A 13,700-nucleotide genomic window follows, 5' to 3' on the forward strand; every position below is an offset into this window, starting at 1 on the left:
GTTCCCCCTGAGAGACGTGTCGTGCTCTGCAGGTGTGGGACCAGGGGAGGCGGTGTGCGGTTGTCACTTACCAGCTGTCTTCACCTGATCGTGTGAAATGGCCGTCCGGGCCCGCCGGTGGTCCAAGAGTTGGCATACGAAACGGCGTACTCAGGAAGTCCGCACCATGAACGGCTAGCATCGCGGCCGACGTTGCCGACGGCATGATGGAGTGAGCGCATGGGGGACAGGGACGCGCCGAGGGTCGCCGTCGCCGTGGTGACCATGGGGAACCGCCCCGCCGAGATGGACGCGCTGCTGGAGTCCGTGGCCAAGCAGGACCTCGCCCCGACCCGGATCGTGATCGTCGGCAACGGCTGCCCGCTGCCCGACTACGCCGCCCGGCTCGCCCTGCCCGGCGAGATCACCCTCCTCGAACTCGACGAGAACCTCGGCTGCCCCGGCGGTCGCAACGTGGCGCTGGCCCGGCTGCGGGAGTTCGGCGACGTGGACCTCGTGGTCGAACTGGACGACGACGGCCTCCTGGTGGACGCCGACGTGCTGAGCCGCGTCGCCGACCTGTTCGCCGCCGACGCCCGGCTCGGCATCGTCGGGTTCCGCATCGCGGACGAGCACGGCGAGACCCAGCAGCGGCACGTGCCGAGGATCGGCGGCGCCGACCCGCTGCGCGGCGGATACGTCACCGGTTTCCTCGGCGGCGGGCACGCCTTCCGTACGGTCATGCTGGACGAGATCGGCGACTGGCCCGCGGAGTTCTTCTTCGCGCACGAGGAGATCGACCTGGCCTGGCGGGCCGCCGACGCGGGCTGGCGCATCCTCTACGCGCCCCAACTGCTGCTCCAGCACCCGAAGACCTCACCGGCCCGGCACGCCATCTACTACCGCGTCAACGCCCGTAACCGCGTCTGGCTGGTCCGCCGCCGTCTGCCGCTGCCGCTCATCCCGCTCCACCTGGGCGTGTGGACGCTGCTGACGGTCCTGCGCAACCGCTCCCGTCCCGCCGCCCTGCGCGCCTGGTTCGGCGGTTTCGTCGAAGGCCTGCGGGAGCCGGCGGGCGAACGGCGTCCCATGAGCTGGCGGACGGTGTGGCGACTGACCCGCCTGGGCCGCCCGCCGGTCATCTGACGCGGCGGCAGTCGACCGACCCGCGCACGGCCAGCCCTATTTCGCGTCCGCATAGCACTCCACCACCGCCGTGGTGAACGGAAACCGTACCGGCGTCCGGCCGAACGTCAGTCGTCCCGCCAGCCCCGACGCCTCCCGGATCGCTGCGACGACCGCCTCGGCCTCCTCCTCGGGACAGTGCACGATCACCTCGTCGTGCTGGAAGAAGACCAGCTCGGCCGCCATCCCCGCGCAGGACTGCCGCAGAGCGGCGAGTAACAGCAGCGCCCAGTCCGCCGCGCTGCCCTGGACGACGAAGTTGCGGGCGAACCGGCCGCGCGCACGGGCGTTGGTGGAGGCGTGGCCCGGCACCCACTCGCCCGCCCCGGCGCCCGCCTCGGCCGGTTCGTCCTGCGGGATGCCCGCCTCCTCCGCGCCCTCACCCGCGCCGGCCGCGGGCGGGCAGGTCCGCCCCAGCCAGGTGCGCACCAGGCGTCCCTCCTCGCCCGCGCGCGCCGCGTCGTCGACGTACGCCACCGCCTTGGGGAAGCGGCGTCTGAGCGCGGCGAGGTTCTTCAGCCCGTCGCCGGAGGTCTGCCCGTACACCGCGCCGAGCACGGCGAGTTTGGCCTGTGCGCGGTCGCCGGAGAAGGCCCGGTCGGAGACGGACTGGTACAGGTCGGTGTCCCGCCCGGCCACCTCCATCAGGCCGGGGTCGCGGGATATGGCCGCCAGGACCCGCGGCTCCATCTGGTCGGCGTCGGCGACCACCAGCCGCCAGCCGGGGTCGGCGACGACGGCCCGCCGGATCACCTTGGGGATCTGCAGGGCGCCGCCCCCGTTGGTGACCCACCGTCCGGTGACCGTCCCGCCCGCCAGGAACTCCGGCCGGAAGCGGCCCTCCCGCACCCAGTCCTGCAGCCAGGACCAGCCGTGGGCGACCCAGATCCGGTACAGCTTCTTGTACTCGATCAGCGGCTTCACCGCCGGATGGTCGACCGACTCGATCTCCCAGCGGCGTGTGGAGCGCACCTTGATGCCGGCCTGTGCGAAGGCCTTGACGACGTCGGCCGGCAGATCGGGCCGCACCCGGCGCCCGAAGGCCGCCGAGACCCCGTCGGCGAGTTCGGCCAGGCGCCGGGGCTGGCCCCCGCCCGCGTACCGCTCGCCGAGCAGTTCGTGCAGCACCCGGCGGTGCACGTCCGCGCTCCACGGCAGCCCCGCGCGGTTCATCTCGGCGGCGACCAGCATCCCCGCCGACTCGGCCGCCGTGAGCAGCCGCATCCGCTCCGGGTGGGCGGTCGCGTCGTGCCGGCGCTGCTGCTCGGCGTACACCTCGGCCAGGTCGGCGAGCGGCACGTGCTCGGCGCGGGGTTCGAAGAGGGAGGACTGCGCGCCCGGTTCGGCGGACCGCTGGGGCGGGTCGGGGGGTACGGGGCGGCCACGCAGCCGGGCCAGGGCTGCGGCCGCCGAGCGGGGTTCGCCGTACCGGCCCTCGTGGCCGAGCAGCAGGGTCTCGGCGTCCTCGATGTCGTAGCACCGCTCCGCTCGCACCCCCGCGGCGAGCAGGCGCGGATACACCTCGGCCGTGGACCGCCACACCCACCGCGCGACCTCCGGGCGCTCCCGCACGGCCGCGGCGAGATCCGGCTCCCGCCGCGCCGGCCCGGCGAGCAGCCCGTCCGGACCGAGGGGGGCGAGCTCGGCGCCACCGTCCTCGGCCGGAGCGAGTGCCCAGCGGTCGGTCATGGGTGCGAGTGTGGCACCCACCACTGACAACGTCCCGGCACCGGCCCGCCCCGACCGGCACGGCAGCCCGGCTCAGTCCTGCTGCCCCGCCTTCCCTTGCATTTTCAGATAGCCCTCCAGCGCCTTGGCCAGCTCGGCCTCCACGGGTTCCTTCTCGATGCCGAGGCCTGCCAGGATCCCCGTGCCGTGCTCGAACTCCAGCAGCGCCAGCAGGATGTGTTCGGTGCCGATGTAGTTGTGGCCGAGGCGCAGAGCCTCGCGAAAGGTGAGTTCCAGGACCTTCTTGGCCTCCGGGTTGTACGGCACGAGCTCGGGGCCGGACTCGGCGGCGGGCGGGAGCGCAGCGGACGCGGCCTGCTGTACGGCATCGAGGGAGACGCCCTGCGCGACGATCGCCTTGGCGGCCAGCCCCTCCGGCTCGGCGAGCAGCCCGAGGACCAGATGGGCGGGCGCCACCTCGGTGTAGGGCCCCGCCTTGGCCTCGTTGTGCGAGGTGATCACCACGTTGCGCGCGCGCAACGTGTAGCGCTCGAACCCCTGGTTGGGGTCCGGACCGGCCGACTCCTTGGGCACGAACCGCTTCTGCGCGGCCTGCCGGGTGACCCCCATGCTCTGCCCGATGTCGGTCCAGGACGCGCCCGAGCGGCGGGCCTGGTCCACGAAGTGGCCGATCAGGTGGTCGGCCACCTCGCCGAGGTGATCGGCGGCGATCACCGCGTCCTGGAGCTGCTCCAGGGGCTCCGAGTGCACCTTCTTGATCGCCGCGATGAGGTCGTCGAGACGTACGGATGACGTGATGGTCGGTTTCGTCGACATGTGTCAACCATAGGTTGACAGGAGGAGGGTGTCAACCTTGAGTTGACAGTCACGGGGGCTCTGTCTCCGCCCGGCGGGCCGCGCTGTCAGCGCCCCGTGTCACGATCGAAGAATGAGCACCGCGTCCAGCAGCACCGTCGAGCGAGCCTTCCGGGCCGCCCTCTACGCCGAGACGGACACCGCCCTCGACGCCGGCGCCTCGATGCTGGCCGCCGATCCGGCGACGGACGGGGAACTGGCCGAGCGGGGGCGGGAGTTCGTCGCGTCGGCATGGCGGCGCGGCTGGCAGCCGGCGGACCTCGTCCGGATCGTGCGGCGCGAGCTGGACGAGGCGCACACCCGCCTGGTGTCGGCGCTGATCCGCTCCCAGGTGCCCTACGACCGCCCGCGCGGCCCCCGCTGGACCGCGCAGCTCGACGAACTCACCCAGGACGACCCCGCCCGGACCGACCGCTTCTCCTACGCCACCTGCGTCCTGGAGCTGTACCGCCTGCTGCTGCGCCTGCCGTCCCTCGAACTCCTCGACGAGCACGAGCCCACCGCCCGGACGTCCGGAGGTCACCAACCCCGCACCCTCGGCCGCATCCGCGCGCTGCTCGCCAAGGCGGAGGCGACGAACTTCCCGGAGGAGGCGGAGGCGCTCACCGCCAAGGCGCAGGAGCTCACCGCCCGTTACAGCATCGACGAGGCGCTGCTGGCGGCCGAGGCGCCCGCGAAGGACGCGCCGGGCGCCTGGCGGATCGGGGTCGAGCCGCCGTACGAGCAGGCGAAGGCGGTCCTGCTGGACGCGGTGGCGACCGCCAACCACTGCCGGGCGGTGTGGAACGAACCGTTCGGGTTCTCCACCGTCGTCGGCTTCGCGGCCGACCTGGAGGTGGTCGAACTGCTCTACACCTCGCTGCTCGTGCAGGCCACGCACGCGATGACGCAGGCCGAGACGGCCCAGCGGGCCGGCGGCCGCAAGCGCACCAAGACCTTCCGCCAGTCCTTCCTCGCCGCCTACGCGCACCGCATAGGCACCCGCCTGGCCACGGCCGCCGAGACCCAGGTCACCGACGAGCTGCTCCCTGTGCTGGCCTCCCGGGAGGTCGCCGTCACCAGCGAGACGGACCGCATGTTCCCGCGCACGACCACGACCCGGCTGCGCGGGGTGAGCGACGAGGCGGGCTGGTCGGAGGGGGCGCGGGCCGCTGACCGGGCGCAGGTGGGGGCCCGGCCGCGGCTGCCGTGAGCGGGTCGGTCAGTCACCCGCCTGAGTGAGGGCCGTGACGGAGGCGTTCGGCCCGCCACCGGCACCCTGGAGGGCGACCTCGCCGTAGGACCAGGAGAAGCTGTGGGCCGAGGTCGAGCCGGGCAGGGTGAACTTCACACTCTTCACCGGCAGGCTGGTCTTGGCGCCCGCCGCGCCGCGGGTGTACGTGATCGTGAAGGAGGCCGTGGCGTCCTTCGCCAGCGTCAGCTTCTGGGGCTTCGCGGTCTTGTCGGCGGGAACCGACTTCGAGGTGGCACCGGCGACGAGCTCGACGCCCGGGAAGCCGCTCAGGACGCACGGGGCGTCGTGGTTGGTGACCGTGACGGTGACGTTGCCCGTGTCCCCGGTCGAGGGGGCCGCGCTGGCGGCGACGGCCACGCCGATCTTGCACCCGGACGCCGACGTGTTCGCGGGCGCGCTCGCAGTCGGGGTCTCGGTCGCGGTCTGGTGCTTGCCGTCGGCACCGCCCCCGCCGCCGCTGTTGCTGGAGCAGGCGGTCAGAAGCAGGGCCGAGGCGAGGGCGGCGACGGCGAGCGGGGTGGTGCGCATGTGGATCCTCTGCTGCTCAGGAGCGTGACGCCGCTGAACCTACTGCCCGAGGCCGGTGGTCGGCAGCCCGGACGGCAGCTTGCCACCCTCCGCCTTCCTGTACGTCTCCTCGCCGATGTGTCCCGACCAGGTGATCTTCAGGGCACTCCCGGAGGCCGAGTCGACCATGCCGGACACCCGGTCCTTGTTGCCGTTGGTGCAGGTCAGATGGATCATCTCCATGCCCGCCTCCTTGCCGGCCCGCCCGCTGCACACGGTTCCGCCGGTCGAGAAGAGCCCGGCCTGCCTGCCGGTGATCACCAGCGCCACGGCCTTGCCGCCGGTCGTGGCCAGCCAGTTGCCCTGCAGACGGTCGGACGGGGCGGCCGAGGCGCCGGTGGGGCCGCCGGTGGCCGCACCGGAGGACGATGCCGCGAGGGACGGGGTGGGGGAGGCCGCATGCTGCGAGCCGCCGCCGCTGCACGCGGTCAGCGCGAGCGCGCCGGCCAGAACCGCGGCGGCCGCGGCGATCCGCACCGGCCGGCGCGCCACCGTACGAGAGGGACGCGGGAAGGTCGCCGTAGTCACTGGTAGCTCCCAAGCTGTAGCAGGCCGTGGGCGGTCGCGCGGGCCGACTGACCGGGCGACCGCAGCAAGCTACCAGCCCTGCCCGTCCGCCCCGTGGGCAGCGCCTGTGAGACTTGCCGGGAGGACTTGCGTACCTCTGGCGGACATCCCACGGCGCGGGCGTCGGTCCGGTGCACTGACCGATGCGAAGTCGCTGGAACAGGAGAGCCGCGGTCTGCGTCTCTTCCTGGGACGGCTCCGTAAAAGGGGCGTCAAAGCTGTAACCGGGGGACCACCCCGCGTGCACGTGCATCTGCTCATGCATCTGCACATGAACAGAGTTATGATCCGGGTCAGTTGACCACTGCATCACTGGCCCCAAGGCCACCGCACCACACCGGGAGCGACCTGTGGACCACGACGTGTACAACGACGTGTACAACGGCATGGCGGCCACGGAGCTGGACGGCGTGGCCTGGCAGAAGAGCCGGCACAGCAACTCGCAGGGCTCCTGCGTGGAGTTCGCCCGGCTGCCCGGCGGTGACGTGGCGGTACGCAACTCCCGCTTCCCCGACGGTCCCGCGCTCGTCTACACGCGCGCGGAGATCGAGGCGATGCTGCTGGGCGTCAAGGACGGCGAGTTCGACCACCTGGTCGCGAGCTGAATATCCGCGCCCGCGCACGCGCTCTGACATCGATGCCGTAACGCGCGTAGAACCGCGGCGTCACAAGACGCCGCGGTGGCTCACTCGGTGGGCTGCTGATGCGTCTGCGGCAGGTGGAACAGCGCCCAGACGACCTTGCCGCCGAGCATGCCCGCCAGCGGGTGCCAGCCCCAGCCGTCGGCGAAGGAGTCGACCAGGAACAGGCCGCGGCCCGACTCCGCCGAGAAGTCCTCGGTCTCGCGCTCGACGGGAGAATCCTGGCTGGGGTCGCGCACCGCGCACACCAGCCGCTCGGTCCACCGCATCAAGTGCAGCCGCACGGGCGGCACTTGATGCGCCCCGAGCACCGTGCCGGCCGGCAGCGCGTGCCGCAGGGCGTTGGTGACGAGTTCGGAGACCACCAGGCAGACGTCGTCGAAGCGCTCGCCTATGTCCCACTGGTCCAGCGTTCTGCGGGTGAAGAGTCTCGCCTCGCGCACCGCCTCGAACCGGGCGGGCAGCGCACAGGAGGCGGCGTTGGACACGGCCGCGGGATCGAGCGGCGGAAGGCCCTGCCGTAACGGCTCGAGCATGGTCGATCCATTCGTCCCCATGCGAGGCACTCCCGGGATTCGCGGTCGTTGCGATGCAGCGGATGCGCGAGACCATGCTTTCGGATGCGCGGTGCAGATGCAAGGTGCAGATGCACGTGCACGCGACCGAATTGGGCGTTCCCGTACCGCTTCTTGGTCATTTTTTCCGCCAACTTCTCTCCCGCTACTTGCCAACTCCTTCCCTCAACCTGTGCGGAATCAATGACTTCTTTCCATCTCTGTAATCGGACGAGTACTGCTCGGAGTGTTTTAGTGGCAGACTTCGGCCCTTGAAGGCGGTTGGGGAGGCTGGCGAACGTGAGCGTGGGAGAGCCCGGATCGGTGGTGCGGCGCATGCTGCTCGGCTCGCAACTGAGGCGACTGCGCGAGGCGCGCGGAATCACGCGCGAGGCGGCGGGTTACTCGATCCGCGCCTCGGAGTCGAAGATCAGCCGGATGGAGTTGGGCCGGGTGAGCTTCAAGACGCGTGACGTGGAAGACCTGTTGACGTTGTACGGCATCACCGACGAGGCGGAGCGCACCTCGCTCCTTTCTCTCGCACGGGAGGCCAACGTGGCGGGCTGGTGGCACAGTTACTCGGACGTCCTGCCGACCTGGTTCCCCACCTATGTGGGCCTCGAGGGCGCGGCGTCCCTGATCCGGGCGTACGAGGTGCAGTTCGTGCACGGGCTGCTGCAGACCGAGGCGTATGCACGTGCGGTCGTCAAACGCGGCATGAAGGGCGCGAGCACGGCCGAGATCGAGAAGCGGGTGGCGGTACGCCTGGAGCGGCAGAAGTACCTCGTCGCCGAGAACGCCCCGGACTTCCACATCGTCCTGGACGAGGCCGCGCTGCGCCGCCCGTACGGCGACCGTGAGGTGATGCGCGGTCAGCTCCAGCACCTGATCGAGGTCTCCGAGCATCCGAACGTGCGGCTGCAGATCATGCCGTTCAGCTTCGGCGGTCACTCGGGCGAGAGCGGCGCGTTCACGATCCTCTCCTTCACGGAGTCGGACCTGACCGACGTCGTCTACCTGGAACAGCTCACCAGCGCCCTCTATCTGGACAAGCGCGAGGACGTCATCCAGTACGAGAAGGCGCTCAAGGAGCTCCAGCAGGACAGTCCCGGCCCGGACGAGAGCCGCGACCTTCTGCGCGGTCTCCTCCAGCTCTCCTAGGGTTCTCCCCAGAAGTTCGCTCTGCGTCCCCAACTCTCCGGGGGCGCAAGTACGATGACGTGTGATCAGACCGTGATGTTGGTCGTGTGTCTGCTAGCGATTTGGGGATCACATGTCGTCGTACTTCACCGACCTGGCTCAGCAGTACATCGACGGTGAGTGGCGCCAGGGCACCGGTTCCTGGGACATCATCGACTTCAACCCGTACGACGGCGAGAAGCTGGCGTCGATCACCATAGCCACGGTCGACGAGGTCGACGAGGCGTACAAGGCGGCGGCCCGCGCGCAGAAGCAGTGGGCGAAGACCAACCCGTACGCCCGCCGCGCCGTCTTCGAGAGGGCCCTGCGGCTGATCGAGGAGCGCGAGCAGGAGATCACCGAGGTGATCATCGCCGAGCTCGGCGGCACGCATCTGAAGGCCGGCTTCGAACTCCACCTGGCCAAGGAGTTCCTGCGCGAGTCGATCCAGTGGGCGCTGCGTCCCGAGGGCAGGATCCTCCCCTCGCCGGTCGACGGCAAGGAGAACCGCCTCTACCGTGTCCCGGTCGGCGTCGTGGGCGTGATCAGCCCCTTCAACTTCCCCTTCCTCCTGTCGGTCAAGTCGGTCGCCCCGGCCCTCGCGCTCGGCAACGGCGTGGTCCTGAAGCCCCACCAGAGCACGCCGATCACCGGCGGCTCCCTGGTGGCGAAGATCTTCGAGGACGCGGGCCTGCCGGGCGGCCTCCTGAACGTCGTCATCACCGACATCGCGGAGATCGGTGACGCCTTCATCGAGCACCCGATCCCCAAGGTCATCTCCTTCACCGGCTCCGACAAGGTCGGCCGGCACGTGGCCACCGTCTGCGCCGCGAACTTCAAGCGCTCGGTCCTCGAACTCGGCGGCAACAGCGCCATCGTGGTCCTCGACGACGCCGACATCGACTACGCGGTCGACGCGGCGGTCTTCAGCCGGTACGTCCACCAGGGCCAGGTCTGCATGGCCGCGAACCGGGTGCTCGTGGACCGCTCGATCGCCGAGGAGTTCACCGAGAAGTTCGTCGCCAAGGTCCGCACCCTCAAGGTCGGCGACCCGAGCGACCCGCAGACGGTCATCGGCCCGGTGATCAGCTCCTCGCAGGCCGAGGCGCTCGCGGGCACGGTCCAGCAGGCGATCAGCGAGGGCGCGACCGCCCTGGTGCACGGCGCCACCAAGGACAACCTGGTCGAGCCCTCCGTCCTGACCGGCGTCCCCGCCGACTCGGCCCTGTTGCGCCAGGAGGTCTTCGGCCCCGTCGCCTTCCTCATCCCCTTCGACGGCGAGGAGGAGGCCGTGCGCATCGTCAACGACACGCCCTACGGCCTCAGTGGCGCCGTCCACACGGGCGACATCGAGCGGGGCGTCGACTTCGCCAAGCAGATCGACACCGGCATGTTCCACGTGAACGACGGCACGGTCCACGACGAGCCCCTCGTCCCCTTCGGCGGCGAGAAGAGCTCCGGTCTGGGCCGCCTGAACGGCGAGACGACCATCGACACGTTCACCACCCTGAAGTGGATCTCGGTCCAGCACGGCCGCAGCGGGTTCCCGTTCTAGGCGTTCTGAGGTCTTCCACGGACATGTGCGCGCCGGGCGCCATCGAGGACAGGATCTGACCTAAAGGGCCCGTAGCTTCGTCGGTGTCAGGGGGAAACCCCAGGATCCGACGAAAGGCGGCCGGTCATGGTCACCCACGTTCCCGCAGAGGCCCAGGGAGACGAGCGCGGAGCGCTGCTCGCGTTCATCGAGGAGCAGCGCGGCGGCATCCGGCGCGCCCTGCTCGGACTGACCGCGGAGCAGGCCGCGAGCACGCCCAGCGCGAGCGAGCTGTCCCTGTCCGGCCTGCTCAAGCACGTCGTCGAGGTCGAGCAGAGCTGGATCGCGCGGGCGAAGCAGGAGCCGCCCGCCGTCCAGCGCGACGAGTCCAACTGGGGCGAGACCTTCCGGCTCGTCGGCGACGAGAGCGTCGAGTCCCAGCTCGCCTACTGGGACAAGGTCGCCGCCGAGACCGAGGCGTACGTCCGCTCGGTGCCGAGCCTCGACGACACCTTCCCGCTGCCGCCGGACCCGTGGTTCCCGCCGGAGGGCCGCGTCTCGGTGCGCTGGGTCTGTCTGCACCTGATCCGCGAGCTCGCCCGGCACGCCGGCCACGCCGACATCATCCGCGAGTCCCTGGACGGCGCCACCGCCTTCCAGCTCGTGAACAAGGAGCAGGGCACGAACTGGGGCTGACCTCCCCTGGTCCTACGCTGGCCCCATGTCAGCGATCCGTCTCCTCGTGCTCGGTGCGGTGCGGCGGCACGGGCGCGCCCACGGCTATCAGGTGCGGGGCGACCTCGAGTACTGGGGCGCTCACGAGTGGTCCAACACCAAGCCGGGGTCGATCTACCACGCGCTCAAGCAGATGGCCCGGCAAGGGCTCCTGCACGCGCACGAGATCGCCCCGTCCACGGCCGGCGGCCCGCCCCGCACGGAGTACGAACTCACCGACCGGGGCACGGAGGAGTACTTCCGGCTGCTGCGCGAGGCGCTGACCTCCTACGACCAGAAGATGGACGTCAAGTCGAGCGGGATCGGCTTCATGGTGGACCTGCCGCGCGCCGAGGCGGTGTCCCTCCTGAAGGAGCGGATCCGGCGGATCGAGGCGTGGCGCTCCTCCGTCACCGAGCACTACGTCCCCGAGGACGGCCTCGAACAGCTCGGCCACATCGGCGAGATCATGCACCTCTGGATCCACACGGCCGACGCCGACATCGAGTGGATCCAGGGGCTGATCGAGCGGATCGCGGGCGGGGCGTACGCGTTCGCCGGGGAGGGCGAGCCGGTCGTCGGCGTCCTCGCCGAGGGCCGGGAGAACCCGTACGCGACGGGGGAGTGGCATCCGGAGGACGACCGCTGAAGCCGCCGGGGGGCCGACTAGTGGTGGAAGCCGGTTGCCGCCTCCTTGTCCCTGGTCCAGGGACGCGGCTGCCTGCGCAGTTCCGGCAGCAGACGAGTCAGGTCCTCCACGAACAGGTCCGCGAGGTCCGTCGAGAAGCCGTTGCGGCACACGACCCGCAGCACGGACAGGTCCTCGCGGTGCGGCGGGAAGGTGTACGCGGGGACCAGCCAGCCGCGCTCCCGCAGCCGCCGGGACACGTCGAAGACGTCGTACGCGTCGACGCCCGGCGCCGTCGTGAAGGCGAAGACCGGCAGTTCGTCGCCCCGGGTCAGCAGCCGGAAGTCGTCGAGCTGCTCGACCCGGTCGGCGATGGACCGGGCCACGTCCCGCGTCGCCTGCTGCACCGCCCGGTAGCCCTCGCGGCCCAGCCGCAGGAAGGTGTAGTACTGCGCGACGACCTGCGCGCCGGGGCGGGAGAAGTTGAGCGCGAAGGTCGGCATGTCGCCGCCCAGGTAGTTGACGCGGAAGACGAGTTCCTCCGGGAGGGCCTCCTTGTCCCGCCACAGCGCCCAGCCGACGCCCGGGTAGACCAGCCCGTACTTGTGCCCCGAGGTGTTGATGGACGCCACGCGCGGGAGGCGGAAGTCCCACACCAGGTCCTCGTCGAGGAACGGCGCGATCATCCCGCCGGACGCGCCGTCCACGTGCACCGGGATGTCCCATCCCGTGCGCTCCTGGAGGGCGTCCAGGGCCGCGCACAGGTCAGCGATGGGCTCGTAGGAGCCGTCGAAGGTGGAGCCGAGGATGCCGACGACGCCGATGGTGTTCTCGTCGCACAGCTCGGCTGCGGCCTGCGGGTCGAGGTGGAACCGGTCGCCCTCCATTGGCACCTGACGGGTCTCCACCTCCCAGAAGTTGCAGAACTTGTCCCAGCACACCTGGACGTTGACACCCATCACCAGGTTGGGGCGGGCGCCCGGGGCCGGGTTCCGCCTGCTCCAGCGCCGCTTCAGCGCCATCCCCGCGAGCATGCACGCCTCGCTGGAACCGGTCGTCGAACAGCCGACCGCCGTCGCCGGATCCGGCGCGTTCCACAGATCGGCGAGCATCGCCACGCAGCGCCGCTCCAGCTCGGCGGTGCGCGGGTACTCGTCCTTGTCGATCATGTTCTTGTCACGGCACTCCGCCATCAGGACACCGGCCTGCGGCTCCATCCAGGTGGTGACGAACGTGGCCAGGTTCAGCCGGGAGTTGCCGTCCAGCATCAGCTCGTCGTGCACCACCTGGTACGCCGTCGACGGCGGCAGCGGAGTGTCCGGCAGCCGGTGCTTGGGCGGCGCCTCGGTCATGCCGCCGACCGGGTTGGCCTCCCCGAAGAACGGGTTGACCGAGAGCGGGCTCTCGTCGGACTGGTCGGAACCTTTGTGGAGCGGCATGGATGTCTCCTCGTGTCTTCTGAAGAACGGGTGTCGCCGGAGGGGGGTTCCGAGGACACCTTCCTGAGTGAACCGGCTTGCACCTCACGCGACGTGAGGACGCACCGTGGACTTGGACCACGTACCCGAGAAAGGAGCGGAGAAGTGAGCCCATCCGCAGGACAGGTCGGCTACTCCGTGGGACAGGTCGCGGGCTTCGCCGGCGTCACGGTGCGCACCCTGCACCACTACGACGCCATCGGCCTGCTCGTCCCGAGCGAGCGCAGCCACGCGGGCCACCGGCGCTACGGCGACGGCGACCTCGACCGGCTGCAGCAGATCCTGTTCTACCGGGAGCTCGGCTTCCCGCTCGACGAGGTCGCGGCCCTGCTCGACGACCCGGACACGGACCCGCGCGTGCACCTGCGCCGCCAGCACGAGCTGCTGACCGCCCGGATCGAGAAGCTGCAGAAGATGGCCGAGGCCGTGGAGCACGCCATGGAGGCACGCAAAATGGGAATCAACCTCACCCCCGAGGAGCGGTTCGAGGTCTTCGGGGACAAGGACCCCGACCAGTACGCCGAGGAGACTCACGCGCGCTGGGGCAACACGGAGGCGTACGCCGAGTCGCAGCGCCGCGCCGCCACCTACGGCAAGGAGGACTGGAAGCGCATCCAGGCAGAGGTCGACGACTGGCAGGAGCGGTACACCGCCCTGGTGGCCGCCGGCCAGGAGCCGTCCGGCGAGGCGGCGATGGACCTGGCCGAGGAACACCGGCAGCACGTCAGCAGGTGGTTCTTCGAGGTGTCGTACGAGATGCACCGATGCTTCGCGGAGATGTACATCGCCGACGAGCGCTTCAAGGCCTACTACGACGCCATGCGCCCCGGTCTCGCCGAGCACCTGCGCGAGGCGATCCTCGCCAACGCCGACCGGCACACCTCCTGACCGGTCCC

At 70.6% G+C, this 13,700-nt stretch carries 14 protein-coding genes; 8 read left to right on the forward strand and 6 right to left on the reverse strand.

Annotation, left to right across the window (positions count from 1 at the left end; genetic code table 11):
* Positions 1-219: 219 nt before the first annotated feature.
* Positions 220-1,125, forward strand: a complete 906-nt coding sequence (locus ACIRVK_RS23580; protein ID WP_404250072.1) for a glycosyltransferase family 2 protein — start codon at positions 220-222, stop codon at positions 1,123-1,125.
* Positions 1,126-1,161: 36 nt separating this feature from the next.
* On the opposite strand, the gene ACIRVK_RS23585 is transcribed toward ACIRVK_RS23580, so the two are convergent.
* On the reverse strand, positions 1,162-2,853 hold the full coding sequence (locus ACIRVK_RS23585; RefSeq protein WP_404250074.1) for a bifunctional 3'-5' exonuclease/DNA polymerase: 1,692 nt from the start codon (positions 2,851-2,853) through the stop codon (positions 1,162-1,164).
* A gap of 72 nt (positions 2,854-2,925) precedes the next feature.
* Positions 2,926-3,669, reverse strand: a complete 744-nt coding sequence (locus ACIRVK_RS23590; RefSeq protein ID WP_404250076.1) for a Clp protease N-terminal domain-containing protein — start codon at positions 3,667-3,669, stop codon at positions 2,926-2,928.
* A 112-nt stretch (positions 3,670-3,781) separates the two neighbouring features.
* Here ACIRVK_RS23590 and ACIRVK_RS23595 point away from each other — a divergent pair, with 112 nt between their 5' ends.
* Positions 3,782-4,900 (forward strand): DUF2786 domain-containing protein, encoded by a 1,119-nt coding sequence (locus ACIRVK_RS23595; protein WP_404250078.1) that lies wholly within the window; start codon positions 3,782-3,784, stop codon positions 4,898-4,900.
* Positions 4,901-4,909: 9 nt separating this feature from the next.
* Here the strand turns inward: ACIRVK_RS23595 and ACIRVK_RS23600 are convergent, their stop codons facing one another.
* Together ACIRVK_RS23600 and ACIRVK_RS23605 are read right to left on the reverse strand one after the other, a co-directional pair.
* Positions 4,910-5,470 carry a DUF4232 domain-containing protein gene (locus ACIRVK_RS23600; RefSeq protein WP_404250080.1) on the reverse strand — a complete coding sequence of 187 codons (561 nt, stop codon included), beginning with the start codon at positions 5,468-5,470 and terminating at the stop codon, positions 4,910-4,912.
* A gap of 39 nt (positions 5,471-5,509) precedes the next feature.
* The gene (locus ACIRVK_RS23605) at positions 5,510-6,037 is read right to left on the reverse strand and encodes a hypothetical protein (RefSeq protein WP_404250082.1); all 528 of its coding nucleotides are present in this window, start codon (positions 6,035-6,037) and stop codon (positions 5,510-5,512) included.
* A gap of 389 nt (positions 6,038-6,426) precedes the next feature.
* Here ACIRVK_RS23605 and ACIRVK_RS23610 point away from each other — a divergent pair, with 389 nt between their 5' ends.
* On the forward strand, positions 6,427-6,681 hold the full coding sequence (locus tag ACIRVK_RS23610; RefSeq protein WP_404250084.1) for a DUF397 domain-containing protein: 255 nt from the start codon (positions 6,427-6,429) through the stop codon (positions 6,679-6,681).
* A gap of 80 nt (positions 6,682-6,761) precedes the next feature.
* Here the strand turns inward: ACIRVK_RS23610 and ACIRVK_RS23615 are convergent, their stop codons facing one another.
* Complete coding sequence (locus tag ACIRVK_RS23615; RefSeq protein ID WP_404250085.1) at positions 6,762-7,274, reverse strand: ATP-binding protein; 513 nt, start codon at positions 7,272-7,274, stop codon at positions 6,762-6,764.
* A 333-nt stretch (positions 7,275-7,607) separates the two neighbouring features.
* On the opposite strand from ACIRVK_RS23615, the gene ACIRVK_RS23620 reads away from it, so the two are divergent.
* From ACIRVK_RS23620 to ACIRVK_RS23635, 4 genes are all read left to right on the forward strand, one after another.
* Positions 7,608-8,432: a helix-turn-helix domain-containing protein gene (locus tag ACIRVK_RS23620; RefSeq protein WP_404250196.1), complete on the forward strand. Its 825-nt coding sequence runs from the start codon at positions 7,608-7,610 to the stop codon at positions 8,430-8,432.
* Between the two features lie 112 nt (positions 8,433-8,544).
* Entirely contained in the window at positions 8,545-10,005 is a 1,461-nt protein-coding gene (locus ACIRVK_RS23625; RefSeq protein ID WP_404250087.1) for an aldehyde dehydrogenase family protein, read from the forward strand.
* A gap of 126 nt (positions 10,006-10,131) precedes the next feature.
* Positions 10,132-10,680, forward strand: a complete 549-nt coding sequence (locus ACIRVK_RS23630; protein WP_404250089.1) for a DinB family protein — start codon at positions 10,132-10,134, stop codon at positions 10,678-10,680.
* 25 nt (positions 10,681-10,705) lie between these two features.
* Positions 10,706-11,347: a PadR family transcriptional regulator gene (locus tag ACIRVK_RS23635; protein ID WP_404250091.1), complete on the forward strand. Its 642-nt coding sequence runs from the start codon at positions 10,706-10,708 to the stop codon at positions 11,345-11,347.
* Between the two features lie 17 nt (positions 11,348-11,364).
* Here the strand turns inward: ACIRVK_RS23635 and ACIRVK_RS23640 are convergent, their stop codons facing one another.
* A complete protein-coding gene (locus ACIRVK_RS23640) occupies positions 11,365-12,765 on the reverse strand; it encodes a glutamate decarboxylase (RefSeq protein ID WP_404250093.1) in 1,401 nt (466 codons plus the stop codon).
* A gap of 144 nt (positions 12,766-12,909) precedes the next feature.
* On the opposite strand from ACIRVK_RS23640, the gene ACIRVK_RS23645 reads away from it, so the two are divergent.
* Entirely contained in the window at positions 12,910-13,692 is a 783-nt protein-coding gene (locus tag ACIRVK_RS23645) for a MerR family transcriptional regulator (protein ID WP_404250095.1), read from the forward strand.
* The last annotated feature ends 8 nt before the right edge of the window (positions 13,693-13,700 follow it).

The sequence above is a fragment of the Streptomyces sp. NPDC101152 genome (genome assembly GCF_044768275.1).
GTDB lineage: Bacteria > Actinomycetota > Actinomycetes > Streptomycetales > Streptomycetaceae > Streptomyces.

Bases quoted from the DNA above. Each gene is read 5' to 3' on its own strand.
- ACIRVK_RS23580 (WP_404250072.1), top strand. From the start codon at position 220: ATGGGGGACAGGGACGCGCCGAGGGTCGCCGTCGCCGTGGTGACCATG.
- ACIRVK_RS23585 (WP_404250074.1), bottom strand. From the start codon at position 2,853: ATGACCGACCGCTGGGCACTCGCTCCGGCCGAGGACGGTGGCGCCGAG.
- ACIRVK_RS23590 (WP_404250076.1), bottom strand. From the start codon at position 3,669: ATGTCGACGAAACCGACCATCACGTCATCCGTACGTCTCGACGACCTC.
- ACIRVK_RS23595 (WP_404250078.1), top strand. From the start codon at position 3,782: ATGAGCACCGCGTCCAGCAGCACCGTCGAGCGAGCCTTCCGGGCCGCC.
- ACIRVK_RS23600 (WP_404250080.1), bottom strand. From the start codon at position 5,470: ATGCGCACCACCCCGCTCGCCGTCGCCGCCCTCGCCTCGGCCCTGCTT.
- ACIRVK_RS23615 (WP_404250085.1), bottom strand. From the start codon at position 7,274: ATGGGGACGAATGGATCGACCATGCTCGAGCCGTTACGGCAGGGCCTT.
- ACIRVK_RS23620 (WP_404250196.1), top strand. From the start codon at position 7,608: ATGCTGCTCGGCTCGCAACTGAGGCGACTGCGCGAGGCGCGCGGAATC.
- ACIRVK_RS23625 (WP_404250087.1), top strand. From the start codon at position 8,545: ATGTCGTCGTACTTCACCGACCTGGCTCAGCAGTACATCGACGGTGAG.
- ACIRVK_RS23630 (WP_404250089.1), top strand. From the start codon at position 10,132: ATGGTCACCCACGTTCCCGCAGAGGCCCAGGGAGACGAGCGCGGAGCG.
- ACIRVK_RS23635 (WP_404250091.1), top strand. From the start codon at position 10,706: ATGTCAGCGATCCGTCTCCTCGTGCTCGGTGCGGTGCGGCGGCACGGG.
- ACIRVK_RS23640 (WP_404250093.1), bottom strand. From the start codon at position 12,765: ATGCCGCTCCACAAAGGTTCCGACCAGTCCGACGAGAGCCCGCTCTCG.